Below are 12151 nucleotides of genomic sequence, written 5' to 3'. Positions count from 1 at the left end.
GGCCGCTATATCCTCTGCATCGGCCCGATCAGCTCGCTGTTCGACTACATCACCTTCGCCGCGCTCTACTGGGTGCTGGGAGCCAGCACGCCCGCGCAGCAGAACCTGTTCCAGACCGGCTGGTTCCTCGAGTCGCTGCTGTCCCAGACCCTGATCGTCCACGTCATCCGCACGCGGCGGATTCCCTTCCTGCAAAGCCGGGGCAGCCCCGCGCTGATCGCCACCACGCTCGCCATCTGCGTGGCCGGCGTCTGGCTGCCCTATTCGCCGCTGGCGCCGTCACTGGGGCTGGTGCCGCCGCCGGGCGTGTTCTGGGGGCTGCTGGTGCCGATCCTCTGCGGCTACTGCTTCCTCACCTATGCCCTGCGCGGCTGGCTGGTCCAGCGGCTTTCCATCGACTGATCCCGGCCGGCCTGGACGATGCCGGCGGGCGTGCGCGGACTATAGCGGCACCGCGTCCGCGGTGGGCACTTCGACCTGCCGGATGGCCATCAGCATGGCGATCGCCGCGACGCCGAGGCCCGACGTCAGCCACAGCGCATTGACGCCGAACGTATCCAGGCACATGCCGAACAGCCACGGCGCGAGCGCCTGCGCGACGCGGGCCGGCACCATCAGGACGCCTTGCCGGTATCCATACCCGCCGGGGCCGAAGATCACCAGCGGCAGCGTTCCCTTGGCGATTGTCAGGATGCCGTTGCCCGCGCCATGCAGTACGCCGAACAGCGCCGCCGCCGGGGCGCCGATCACGCCGAACGCGAGCGCGCCGACGGGGTGGAGCGCGGCGGCGATGCGCGCGGAGAGCAGCGGATGGACCTTGCGCAGCAGGCCGAACTCCAGCAGCCGCGCCGCCACCTGCGCCGGGCCGATCAGCGCGCCGACCATGACGGCGGTGGCCAGCGTCGCGCCGCCGGCCTGCAGCACGCGCGGCAGGTGGGCCGCCATCGCCGTGCTGGTGAACCACGTCGCGGCGAACACGAAGGCCAGCGACATGGAGGCCAGCCGCTGCGCGGGCGTCTCGCGGGGCGCCGGGGGGGCGCTGGCGCCGGCATTGCCCGGCGCCGCGGCGGCGCCGGCGGCCATGCCGCGCGGCAGGCTCAGGTTCAGGGCCAGCCCCAGCGTCAGGTGAAGGGCCGCCCAGGCGAAGCAGGCGCCGCGCCAGCCGATGTGCGATTCCATGAACGTCGACAGCGGCCAGCCGACCGTGCTGGCGAACCCGGCGATCAGCGTCACGCCGGTGATGGCATTGCGCGAGCGATTGCCGTAGACGGCGACCAGCGTGGCGAATGCCGCCTCGTACAGGCCGGCGCCCATGCCGATGCCGAGCACCAGCCACGCCGCGAACAGCCCGGTTGCCCCGTGGGTGAGGCCCAGTCCGGCCAGCCCGATGGCGAACACGATGCTGGTGGCCGCCAGCACCGGCCGCCCGCCCGCGCGGTCGATCATCCTGCCGGCGGACGGCCCGAGCAGCGCCGAGACAATGAGCGCCGCGCTGAACGCGGCGAAGATCGTCGGCGTCGACACGCCGAGATCGTGCGCCATCGGCGTGGCGAGCATGGCCGGCAGATAGTACGTCGACCCCCACGCCAGCGTCTGTGCAATTCCCAGCCTGGCGATCATGCCGCCACCCGGCTCCCTGGCCATACCGTTCCTTGGATGATGATTCGACCTCGCCGCGGTCGGTGTCGCCGACGCGGGCGTCCTGCTCATGGCGCATGGCCGCCGCGGCGAGTGCCGGCGCCGCTTCGGCAGACCGTGACGGACATGATGTTCTCTCAGTTGGCCCGGGCCTCGTACCATGCCTGCGAGCGGTTGACGATGCCGACGACGAGCAGCATCACGGGCACCTCGATCAGCACGCCGACCACGGTCGCCAGCGCGGCGCCCGACTGGAAGCCGAAGAGGCTGATCGCGGTGGCCACGGCGAGTTCGAAGAAGTTGCTCGCGCCGATCAGGCTGGACGGGCCCGCCACGCAATGCGCGACGCCGAGCCTGCGGTTCAGCAGGTAGGCCAGCCCCGAGTTGAAGAAGACCTGGATGAGGATGGGTACCGCCAGCAGCGCGATCACGAGCGGCTGCTCGATGATTGCCCGGCCCTGGAACGCGAACAGCAGCACCAGCGTCAGCAGCAGCGCGGCAATGGAGCAGGGGCCCAGGCGCTGCGCGACCCGCTGGAAATGCGCCGCGCCGCGGGCCAGCAGCAGCTTGCGCAGCAGTTGCGAGATGACGACCGGCACGACGATGTACAGCCCGACCGAGGTCAGCAGCGTGTCCCACGGCACCGTGATTGACGACAGGCCGAGCAGCAGCGCGACCACCGGGGCGAACGCGACGACCATGATGGCATCGTTCAGCGCCACCTGCGACAGCGTGAAATAGGGGTCGCCCTTGCACAACTGGCTCCAGACGAAGACCATCGCCGTGCAAGGTGCGGCCGCCAGCAGAATGAGGCCGGCCACGTAGCTGTCGAGCTGGTCGGCCGCAAGCAGCGGCGCAAACAGGTGGCGGACGAAGATCCAGCCCAGCAGCGCCATCGAGAACGGCTTGACCGCCCAGTTGATGAACAAGGTCACGCCGATGCCCCGCCAGTGCGACCTGACCTGGCCGAGCGCGCCGAAATCGATCTTCAGCAGCATGGGAACGATCATGACCCAGATCAGGAATCCCACGGGAAGGTTGACCTGGGCGTACTCCATGCGCCCGATGGCATGGAAGACCTCCGGCAGGGCCTGCCCCAGCGCGATGCCGACGACGATGCAAAGCGCAACCCAGACGGTCAGGTAGCGCTCGAAGAAGCCGATGGCCGGTTTGGCCGAAACCGGCCCGGTGGCGGCGACGTGCGGACTGCTCATGGTTCAGCTCCCCGCGAGACGCTGCAGGGTCTCCTGCAGTTCGGCATCGCTCATCTCGTCGATCGGCAGCAGCAGCAACTGCAGCATCCGGTAGGCGATGGCCTGCCGGGTCAGCTCGAAGGCGAGCCGCTTCTTGTCGTCTCCGCCTTCGGTGTTCGACGGATCGGGGTGGCCCCAGTGCACCTTGACCGGGCTGCCCGGCCAGTACGGGCACGCCTCCTCGGCCGCGCTGTCGCAGACCGTGATGACGATGCGCATCCGGGGCGCGTCTGCCGCGACGAACTCGTCCCAGTTCTTGCTGCGGAAGTTGCCCGTGTCGACGCCGGCATTGCGCAGCACCTCGATCGCGAACGGGTTGATGCGGCCGCTGGGCGAGCTGCCGGCGCTGTAGGCATGCACGTCCCGGCCGAACTGCCTTGCCAGGTGATTGAGCATGCCTTCGCTCAGAACGCTGCGGGCGGAATTGTGGGTACAGAGAATCAGGACGTTTGTGGTCATGGCAGGGGCGAGAGTGAGCGCGGTGCGGCCGGCGGCGGTCAGCTTTTGCCGATGTCGCGTGCGGCCTTCCGCGGCGCACCGGCAGCGAGCTGCGGAATCGGAGGGGACAGGAACAGTTCGATGCGGCGCTCGAGCGCGATGGCCGCATCGTTGATGGCGGGCCCCTAGCAGCAGGACCGATTGCCGGCGGCGACGGCAATGCCGACAGGCTTGCCTCCGGGCGCGCGCGGCGCGCAGCACGACGAATTTTCCCGGCCCTGTTCCTGGCCCTGTTCCTTCGGGCGGGACTCGCCGTAGACCGGCACGTCGCCGAGCGTGTGGAAATGCTCCCAGGCGATGCCTTGCGGGTCCGTGACCCAGTACTTCTCGCTGCGCGCGTAGCAGCAGGTGGTCTCGCCTTCGTCGAGCAGCGCCATGTCGGCGGCCTCGGCCTGCTTCTTCAGTGCCGCCAGTTCGCCCGCGTCGTCGGTCTGGAAGCCGAGATGGTCCAGCCCGGCCTTGGCGCCCCGCGCCGAGATCGCGAAGTTCACGCGCGGGTCCTCGAGCATCCATTTCGCGTAGTCGTTCTTCACCACGCTGGGTTCCGCCGCGAACAGCGCCGAGTAGTAGCGGATGCTGGCGGGCAGGTCTGCCACGCTGACGTGGACGTGAAAGCGCTTCATGATTGCAACTCCGGGGCAACGGCACAGTTGGACAGGGGGGAGCACGGATTGCCGCCGCAGCAGTTTTCCGTGAGGTAGCCAAGCAAGGCGTTCATGGTCTCGAAGCGAGCCATGTAGATGATGGAGCGTCCGTCCTGTCGGCTGGACAGGAGGCCTGCCCGGTGCAGTTCCTTGAGATGAAAGGACAGCGAGGAGGCGGGTATCTCCATCAGTTCGGCAATGCGGCCCGCCGCGAGCCCTTCGTGCCCCGCCTGGACCAGCAGGCGGAACACGGACAGGCGGATTGCGTGGGCGAGCGCGCCAAGCGCTTCGAGGGCATGAGTCGATTCCATGTTTCGAATATATTCGAAACATGGAAATTTAGCAACGGACATCGCGAAGATGTGCGGCAAGGCACGGGACGGGCGCGAAATGCGCTTATCGGTATGATGCGACCGGTACCTCCTTGTATCCAAAGCCTCCACGGTTCCAGGAATGATGAAGATAGAAACCGCCGTAGCCGCGCTGGCCGCGCTGGCCCAGGATTCCCGCCTCAAGATCTTCCGCCTGCTCGTGCAGGCCGGCCACGACGGCGTCAATGCCGGCCGGATCGGCCAGGAACTGGGCGTGCCGCCGGCGACGTTGTCCTTCCACCTGAAGGAACTGGTCCATGCCGGACTGATCAAGAGCACCCAGGACGGCCGGTTCGTCATCTACCGCGCGCAATTCGACCAGATGAACGAGCTGATCGGCTTCCTGGTCGAGCACTGCTGCGAGGGGCATCCGGAGGATTGCGGGTTCACGGCCGCGGGGTGCGGTCCCGCCCGCGCGAAGTCCGCGCAGAAGAAGACGTCCCCTGCCTAGCCGGGGCCGCTGCCGGCGCGATGATGAGCAGCGTCACTTTCGCCGGCATACGCATGCCGCCCCGGGCGGCATGCGATCCGGCGCGCCTACTTCCGCTGCATGTCCACGACGGTCGGCCTGCCGTCGACCTTGTCGAAGACGACCGCGACCGCATCGCCCTCCTTGAAGTCTTTCAGCGCGGCGCGGTCCCTGGCCGGGAATGCCATCGTCATGGCGGGCATGCCGAGGTTCTCGATGGGGCCGTGCTTGAGCGTGACCTTGCCTGACTGCAGATCGATCTTCCTGATTTCCGCCGCCACCGGGCGCGGCGCCTGCCGCGGCCCGGCAGCCGCCGCGGCGGGGGAAGAAGGGGAAGATGGCTTCATGGCCATGCCATCCATCGATGCCGCGGCGAACGCGGCGGGCGCGGTGGCGAGCGCAACAACGAGCGCAACGAGCGGGACAATCCTGACGTGCTTCATGACGTTTCCTCTTGAGGTGAAGGGTGGGTGGGGCGTGGCGCGGACGATACGGACGATAGGGACGATACGGACGATGTGGGCGCAGCCGCTGCCTGGCGCCTGCGGATCAGCAGGTACAAGGCCGGCACGACGAACAGGGAGAGCAGCGGGGCGGTGACCATGCCGCCGACCATCGGCGCGGCGATGCGCTGCATGACTTCCGATCCGGTGCCGTGCGACCACATGATCGGAATCAGGCCGGCGAGGATGACCGCGACGGTCATCGCCTTGGGGCGGACCCGCAGCACGGCGCCTTCCTGGATGGCATCGAGCAGCGCGGGCAGGCTTGCCTCGCCCTGGTCCATGCGCCCGGCCCAGGCCTGCTTCAGGTAGAGCAGCATGATGACGCCGAACTCGGCCGCGACGCCGGCCAGCGCGATGAAGCCGACGACCCCGGCCACCGACAGGTTGTAGCCCAGCAGGTAGAGCAGCCAGAAGCCGCCGATGAGCGCCAGCGGCAGCGTGCCCATGATGAGCAGGGCCTCGTCCAGCCGGCCGAACACCAGGTAGAGCAGCACGAAGATGATGAGCAGCGTGAAGGGCACCACCACCTTCAGCTTCGCGGTGGCGCGCTCCAGGTACTCGAACTGTCCCGACCAGCTGACGGAATAGCCCGCCGGCATCGGCACCGCCTTGGCCACCGCCGCCTGCATGTCGCGCACGGCCGAGCGCAGGTCGCGCCCGCGGATGTCCACGTACACCCAGCCGGACAGGCGGGCATTCTCGCTGCGCAGCATGGGCGGCCCCTGCACGACCTGGATGCGCGCCACGTCGGACAGCGTGATCTGCTGGCCCCGGTCGGTGACGATGGGCAGGCCGCGCAACTGTTCCACCGAGTCGCGGTAGTCCCGCGGGTAGCGCACGCTGATGGGAAAGCGCGCCAGCCCGTCGACCACTTCGCCCACGTTGTCGCCGCCGACCCCCGATGACACGATGCTCTGCACATCCTCGATGTTGAGCCCGTAGCGCGCGGCGGCCATGCGGTCGATATCCACGTCGACGTAGCGGCCGCCGGCGAGCCGTTCGGCCAGCGCGGAGGTGACGCCCGGCACCGTCTTGACGGCCGCTTCGATCCGCGAGGCGAGCCGGTCGATTTCCTTCAGGTCGGTGCCCGCCACCTTGATGCCGACCGGACTCTTGATGCCCGTGGCGAGCATGTCGATCCGGTTGCGGATCGGCGGCACCCAGATGTTGGACAGGCCCGGCACTTTGACGATGCGGTCGAGTTCCTCCACGATCTTGTCGATGGTCATGCCGGGGCGCCACTGGTCGCGGGGCCGGAACCGGATGGTGGTCTCGAACATCTCGATCGGCGCCGGGTCGGTCGCCGTATCGGCGCGCCCGGCCTTGCCGAACACGGTGGCCACTTCCGGCACGGTCTTGATGAGCCGGTCGGTCTGTTGCAGCAGCTGCGCCGCCTTGCCGGCGGACAGCCCGGGCAGGGCCGAGGGCATGTACAGCAGGTCGCCTTCGTCGAGCGGCGGCATGAATTCGCCGCCGATGCGCATGACCGGCCAGGCGCTGGCGGCCAGCAGCAGCGCCGCGATCGCCACGGTGGTCCAGGGACGGGCCAGCACCCTCGCCAGCACGGGCCGGTACGCGCGGATCAGCCACCGGCTCAGCGGGTTGGCCTGTTCCGACGGAATCCTGCCGCGGATCAGGTAGCCCATCAGGACCGGCACCAGCGTCACGGACAGCCCCGCCGCCGCGGCCATTGCGTAGGTCTTGGTGAAGGCCAGCGGCGAGAACAGCCGGCCCTCCTGCGCCTCCAGCGTGAAGACCGGAATGAACGACAGCGTGATGATGAGCAGCGAGAAGAACAGTGCCGGCCCCACCTCGGCGGCCGACTCGCCGATCACGTTCCAGCGTTCCTGCCCGGCCAGGCTGCCCCCGGGATGCGTCGCGTGCCAGTGCTCCAGATGCTTGTGCGCGTTCTCGATCATGACGACGGCGGCATCGATCATGGCGCCCACCGCGATGGCGATGCCGCCCAGGGACATGATGTTGGCGTTGACCCCCTGGTAGCGCATCACCAGGAATGCGGCCAGCACGCCCAGCGGCAGCGATACGATGGCCACCAGCGCGGAGCGCAGGTGGAACAGGAAGGCCAGGCAGACGATGGCGACGACGATGAACTCCTCGATCAGCTTGTGCGTCAGGTTCTCCACCGCGCGGTTGATGAGGGCCGAGCGGTCGTAGGTGGGCACGATCTCGACGCCCGCCGGCAGGCTCTTTTGCAGCGTGGCGAGCTTCGCCTTTACCGCCTCGATGGTTTCCAGCGCGTTCTTGCCCGAGCGCATCACGATCACGCCGCCGGCCACCTCGCCCTGGCCGTCCAGCTCGGCGATGCCGCGCCGCATCTCGGGGCCGAGCTGGACGGTGGCGACGTCTCCCAGCCGCACCGGGATGCCGGCGGCGCTCGTCGCAAGCGGTATCTGCCGGAAATCGTCGAGCGTCTTCAGGTAGCCGGTGGCCCGCACCATGTATTCCGCCTCGCCCAGTTCCAGCACCGAGCCCCCGCTCTCCTGGTTGGCGCCCTTGAGCGCCGCCAGCACCCTGGACAGCGGCAGGTTGTAGGCGCGCAGGCGGTCCGGCATCGGCACGACCTGGAACTGCCTGACCATCCCGCCGAGGGAGGCGACCTCGGCGACATTCGGCAGCGATTTCAGCTCGAAGCGCAGGAACCAGTCCTGCAGCGCGCGCAGCTGGCCCAGGTCGTGCCGGCCGGTCTTGTCCACCAGCGCGTACTCGTAGATCCAGCCGACGCCGGTGGCGTCCGGGCCCAGCGCCGGCCTGGCCGCGGCCGGCAGGCGCGCCTGCACCTGGTTCAGGTATTCCAGCACGCGGGACCGCGCCCAGTACAGGTCGGTGCCGTCCTCGAACAGCACGTAGACGAAGGAGTCGCCGAAGAACGAGTAGCCGCGCACGGTCTTGGCGCCCGGTACCGACAGCATGGTGGTGGTCAGCGCGTAGGTGACCTGGTTCTCCACGATCTGCGGCGCCTGGCCGGGAAACGGCGTGCGGATGATGACCTGCACGTCCGACAGGTCCGGCAAGGCGTCGAGCGGCGTGCTGCGCACCGCCCACAGCCCCCATGCGCTCAGCATGGCCGTCGCCAGCAGGACCAGGAAGCGGTTGCGGATGGATGCCAGGATGAGGCGGGCGATCATGGCCTGGCTCCCCGCGCGGCGGCGGCCGGCTCGACCGACGACAGGACCGCCTCGCCGTCGTCGTTCAGGTGGAAGCGGAAGCGCACGCGATCGCCCGGCTTGAGCCCCTTGGGCAGGCCGGCGGGCGGCGCGGCAAAATCCATCGTCATGGCGCCCCACTGCGCCGATGGAATGGCGCCGTGCGAGATGGTCAGGCTGTCGCCGCCGTTCACGGCCTCGATGCGTCCCGCTCCCTCGTGCTCGGCCGCCGGCGCGGCTGGCGCGGCTGGCGCGGCAGCGTCCGGGGCCGGGGCCGCGTTCATGCGCCCGGTGGTGCCGCGCAGGCTGGCCTCCGAATCGATGAGGAACTGCCCGGACGTGACGATTTTCTGGCCGGCTTTGAGACCGTCCAGCACCTCCACCATGCCCGCGGACTCGCGTCCGGTCCTGATGTCGGCAGCCACGAAACCGCCGCTGCCGGCATCCACCATGACGATGGCGCGCTGGCCGGTGCGGATGACGGATTCGGCGGGGATCAGCAGCGCGTCCTGGTCCTGGCCGCCGTCGAAGCGGACGCTCGCGAACATGCCCGGCAGCAGGCGCCGGCCCTTGTTGGGCAGGATGATGCGGACCTTGATGGTCCTTGTTGCCTGATCGACGTCGGGCAGCATGGCATCGACCTTGCCGGCGAGCGGTCCGGCCTCCCCGGCGGCATGCACCTGGACGGCCTGCCCCGCGGCAATGCTGCGCGCTTGCGCTTCCGGCACCTCGGCGAGCACCCAGACCTGGCCAAGGTCGGCCAGGCGGAACAGCGTCATGCCGGGCGCGACGGTCATGCCGTCGCGGACGGCGACCTCGGTCACGAGGCCATCGACCGGACTGGCGATGCCGAGGTCGGGCTGGACCTTGCCGGACGCTTCGACGGCGGCGATCTGGCCCGCCGTCATGCCGGCCTGGCGCATGCGCGCCCTGGCCGCGCCGCGCAGGTCGGGCTGGCCGGCCGCCGCCGCGCGGGACACCGCGAGAAACTCTTCCTGGGCGGCCACCCAGTCCGGCGAGTACAGCGTGACCAGCGCCTGGCCCCGCCGGACGGGATCGAATGCCGCGCGCACCGCGACATGCTGGACAAAGGCGGCCGTGCGCGCCTGGACCACCTGGATGCTGCGCTCGTCGACGGCGATGTTGCCGGGCGCCTCGAGCACCGCGCCCAGGCGGCCGGCCCTGACCTCGGCCGTGCGGATGCCCAGGTTCTGGGCGACCCGGCCATCCACCGTCACGCCGCCATCACCGCCGCCGTCACCGCCGCCATTTCCGTCGGCGTAGACGGGGACCAGCGGCATGTCCATGAAGGGCGACTTGCCCGGCTTGTCGAAACGCTGGCCCGGCACCATCGGATCGTGCCAGTACAGGACCTGCTTGCCGGTCTTCGGGGCGGTGCCGCCCGCCGCGCCGGCCGGGGCGGACGCCTGCGCCAGTTGCGCGCCCCGCGTGACGCCGAAGCGATAGGCGCCATAGACCGCGGTGCCGGCGAGAACCAGGCAGGCCGCTGCTGCAATACGCTTGCTGTTCATTTGACGTCCTTCGTGGCGGGTTCGGTTTGCGCGGTGGGCAGGGGAACGAGGAAGGCCAGGTCGGCCCACAGCTTCGCCGTCCTGGCTTCGAGCGCCAGCCGCTCCAGCGTCGCGTCGATGGCGCGGTGGTTCGCCTCGGCCACCGCCAGCAGCGTTCCGGTGCCGGCCCGGTAGGCGGTCAGGGCCGCGTCCGCCTGGGCTTGCGCCAGCGGCAGCAGGCTCTCGTCGTAGCGCTCGAGCCGGCCGAGATTGCGCTGCAACTCGGCGAGCCTGGCGCCGACCAGCGCCTGGAGATTGCGCCGGACGACTTCCGACCTGGCGCGCGCGTCCGTCGCCTGCGCCAGCCGGGCGGCGATTTCGCGGTCCTGGCGGTTGCCCTGGTCCCACGGCATCGGGAAGCTGACGTTGAGCGAGGCCATGTTGGAAAAAGCGGAGCCGCGCTGGCTGTAGGTCAGCTCGACGGTGATGTCGGGCTTGCTGGCTTGCGTGGCGGTCCGGATCTCGGTCTCCGCCAGGGCAATGTCGCGCCGGGCGGCCTCCACCTCCGGCACGGCGTCGAACTCGCCTTGCGCGAACTGCCGCGCCGGCTGCGGCACGTCCAGGCGCGGCCGCCCGGCGAGCGGCCGGCTGGCCTGCGGCCCGATCCAGCGCTCCAGGGCCTGCGTGCTGGTGGCCACGGCAGCCTGGTTTTCGTCCAGCCGGTCCTGCAGTTTCTGGATCTCCAGCTCCGCCGTCAGCACGTCCGCGCGCGTGCCGCGTCCGCTGCGATAGGCCGCGGCGGCGGCCTCGCGCGCCAGTCCGAGCGGATGGCCGTGATGGCCGAGCAGCACGCCGGTCTGCTCGGCGTACCAGCGGTCCAGCCACGCGGACACCGCATTGCGCTGCACGTTGGCGAGGCTGACCGCGCGCTGCGCCTCGGCGGAGGACGCCTCCGCCTCGAAGCGCGCGGCCCTGGCGCGGCGCTTGTCCGCGCGCGTGAATTCCTGCGCCACGCCGATGGACCGCTGGGTCATGAAGTCCCGGCTCAGCGAGAACTTGTCGGGGCCGCTGACGGGAACGTTGTCGAGCCCGAGCTTGAGCACCGGGTCGGGCAACTGGCCGGCGGCGACCGCCATCTGAATGGCCGCCTCGACGGCGCCGCGCGAGGATTCGGCATCGCCGGCGCGCGCGGTGGCGAGCGCGACGGCTTCCGCCAGGGACAGCGGGGGAGGGGATTGCGGAGCCGCGGCATGCGACACCGCCATGAACGCGGACGCGCAGAGCAGCGCCAGCGTCTGACGACGAGGAAAAAGCATATAGCCTCCGGAAGCGACGACAGCTACCCCTGCAAAGGGGATAGCAACGAATCGGCGTCGTTCAGGAGGCTAGGTCTGAGAGCGGCAGTGGAGAATGTTGAGCGCGGGCGGCGGGGCGCGCGCCGCCGCGTCGGCATGAAGCACGACGCGGGAGTCCGCCACCATCACGGGTGTCGGCACGATGACGTTGAGCAGAACCGGCAGGAAGACCGGAAGCTGGGGCGACACGTGGTCGGCGGATTTGGAATCGGCCTGGCAGTGCGCCAGACAGAGCGCGCTCTGATCGCCTGCCTGCTCGCCGTCCGCGCTGGCGGACATCCGGGCCATCTGGTCCATCCCGGCCATCTCGGCGCAGGATTCCGTCAGGGCCGCCTCGGCGTTGCCGTCGTCCGTCACCTGATAGCGGCTGCCGGCACAGGCGTAAGCCGCCGCCGCCAGTTGGACTGTCAGGAAGACGACGAGCAGGAAGCCGGCGAAGAGTGGATGCCGGCGGGCCGAGGAATGCAAAAGGCGCTTTTCAGGTGAATGGCAATCGCAAGAATACTGCTTTCCGCCTGAAATGCAATCGAGCGGCTTGGCCTGGGTCAAAAGGCCGCGGCTTCGCCGGCCATCGATCGCGGATGGGCATGGACGATGCCGGCGGGCGTGGCGCTTTACCGCATATTCACCGCACATTCACCACATAGCGCGTGCCCGGACCGGACATCGCGGAACTTGATAGCTCCGAAGGGGTATTGAGCAGGGCGGGAGCCCGCTGCTACAGTCGCCCGCGCATACCCTT

12 protein-coding genes are annotated in these 12151 nt (G+C 69.4%); 2 read left to right on the top strand and 10 right to left on the bottom strand.

Translation table 11 applies throughout. The features are described 5' to 3' along the window. Nucleotides 1-402: cation transporting ATPase C-terminal domain-containing protein (locus K206_RS40150; protein ID WP_020206791.1), on the top strand; the 402-nt coding region annotated here is incomplete at its 5' end. Between the two features lie 39 nt (nt 403-441). On the opposite strand, the gene K206_RS0134280 is transcribed toward K206_RS40150, so the two are convergent. From K206_RS0134280 to K206_RS0134260, 5 genes are all read right to left on the bottom strand, one after another. After that, on the bottom strand, nt 442-1644 hold the full coding sequence (locus tag K206_RS0134280) for an MFS transporter (protein ID WP_029044411.1): 1203 nt from the start codon (nt 1642-1644) through the stop codon (nt 442-444). Between the two features lie 131 nt (nt 1645-1775). Further along, entirely contained in the window at nt 1776-2852 is a 1077-nt protein-coding gene (gene arsB, locus K206_RS0134275) for an ACR3 family arsenite efflux transporter (RefSeq protein WP_020206789.1), read from the bottom strand. Between the two features lie 3 nt (nt 2853-2855). Further along, the gene (locus K206_RS0134270) at nt 2856-3350 is read right to left on the bottom strand and encodes an arsenate reductase ArsC (protein WP_029044410.1); all 495 of its coding nucleotides are present in this window, start codon (nt 3348-3350) and stop codon (nt 2856-2858) included. Nucleotides 3351-3514: 164 nt separating this feature from the next. After that, nucleotides 3515-4012: an ArsI/CadI family heavy metal resistance metalloenzyme gene (locus K206_RS0134265; RefSeq protein ID WP_020206787.1), complete on the bottom strand. Its 498-nt coding sequence runs from the start codon at nt 4010-4012 to the stop codon at nt 3515-3517. Further along, a complete protein-coding gene (locus K206_RS0134260; RefSeq protein ID WP_020206786.1) occupies nt 4009-4344 on the bottom strand; it encodes a helix-turn-helix transcriptional regulator in 336 nt (111 codons plus the stop codon). Before K206_RS0134260 ends, K206_RS0134265 begins: the two co-directional genes overlap by 4 nt. A gap of 145 nt (nt 4345-4489) precedes the next feature. Here K206_RS0134260 and K206_RS0134255 point away from each other — a divergent pair, with 145 nt between their 5' ends. Continuing rightward, nucleotides 4490-4855, top strand: a complete 366-nt coding sequence (locus K206_RS0134255) for a helix-turn-helix transcriptional regulator (protein WP_020206785.1) — start codon at nt 4490-4492, stop codon at nt 4853-4855. 86 nt (nt 4856-4941) lie between these two features. Here K206_RS0134255 and K206_RS0134250 read toward each other — a convergent pair whose 3' ends face one another. The 5 genes from K206_RS0134250 to K206_RS0134230 form a co-directional block, all read right to left on the bottom strand. After that, the gene (locus K206_RS0134250; protein ID WP_020206784.1) at nt 4942-5316 is read right to left on the bottom strand and encodes a copper-binding protein; all 375 of its coding nucleotides are present in this window, start codon (nt 5314-5316) and stop codon (nt 4942-4944) included. Next, nucleotides 5313-8525: an efflux RND transporter permease subunit gene (locus K206_RS0134245; RefSeq protein WP_020206783.1), complete on the bottom strand. Its 3213-nt coding sequence runs from the start codon at nt 8523-8525 to the stop codon at nt 5313-5315. The genes K206_RS0134250 and K206_RS0134245 overlap by 4 nt, the downstream gene beginning before the upstream one ends. Beyond that, a complete protein-coding gene (locus tag K206_RS0134240; RefSeq protein WP_020206782.1) occupies nt 8522-10075 on the bottom strand; it encodes an efflux RND transporter periplasmic adaptor subunit in 1554 nt (517 codons plus the stop codon). The genes K206_RS0134245 and K206_RS0134240 overlap by 4 nt, the downstream gene beginning before the upstream one ends. Beyond that, nucleotides 10072-11370: a TolC family protein gene (locus tag K206_RS0134235; protein WP_029044409.1), complete on the bottom strand. Its 1299-nt coding sequence runs from the start codon at nt 11368-11370 to the stop codon at nt 10072-10074. The genes K206_RS0134240 and K206_RS0134235 overlap by 4 nt, the downstream gene beginning before the upstream one ends. Before the next feature lie 69 nt (nt 11371-11439). Further along, complete coding sequence (locus K206_RS0134230) at nt 11440-11877, bottom strand: hypothetical protein (RefSeq protein ID WP_020206780.1); 438 nt, start codon at nt 11875-11877, stop codon at nt 11440-11442. Nucleotides 11878-12151 lie beyond the last annotated feature (274 nt).

This window comes from Cupriavidus sp. WS, from assembly GCF_000395345.1.
Taxonomy (GTDB): domain Bacteria; phylum Pseudomonadota; class Gammaproteobacteria; order Burkholderiales; family Burkholderiaceae; genus Cupriavidus; species Cupriavidus basilensis_B.
This window is presented reverse-complemented; position numbering and strand designations above follow the sequence as displayed.

Bases quoted from the DNA above. Each gene is read 5' to 3' on its own strand.
- K206_RS0134280 (WP_029044411.1), bottom strand. From the start codon at position 1,644: ATGGCCAGGGAGCCGGGTGGCGGCATGATCGCCAGGCTGGGAATTGCA.
- arsB (WP_020206789.1), bottom strand. From the start codon at position 2,852: ATGAGCAGTCCGCACGTCGCCGCCACCGGGCCGGTTTCGGCCAAACCG.
- K206_RS0134270 (WP_029044410.1), bottom strand. From the start codon at position 3,350: ATGACCACAAACGTCCTGATTCTCTGTACCCACAATTCCGCCCGCAGC.
- K206_RS0134265 (WP_020206787.1), bottom strand. From the start codon at position 4,012: ATGAAGCGCTTTCACGTCCACGTCAGCGTGGCAGACCTGCCCGCCAGC.
- K206_RS0134260 (WP_020206786.1), bottom strand. From the start codon at position 4,344: ATGGAATCGACTCATGCCCTCGAAGCGCTTGGCGCGCTCGCCCACGCA.
- K206_RS0134255 (WP_020206785.1), top strand. From the start codon at position 4,490: ATGAAGATAGAAACCGCCGTAGCCGCGCTGGCCGCGCTGGCCCAGGAT.
- K206_RS0134250 (WP_020206784.1), bottom strand. From the start codon at position 5,316: ATGAAGCACGTCAGGATTGTCCCGCTCGTTGCGCTCGTTGTTGCGCTC.
- K206_RS0134245 (WP_020206783.1), bottom strand. From the start codon at position 8,525: ATGATCGCCCGCCTCATCCTGGCATCCATCCGCAACCGCTTCCTGGTC.
- K206_RS0134240 (WP_020206782.1), bottom strand. From the start codon at position 10,075: ATGAACAGCAAGCGTATTGCAGCAGCGGCCTGCCTGGTTCTCGCCGGC.
- K206_RS0134235 (WP_029044409.1), bottom strand. From the start codon at position 11,370: ATGCTTTTTCCTCGTCGTCAGACGCTGGCGCTGCTCTGCGCGTCCGCG.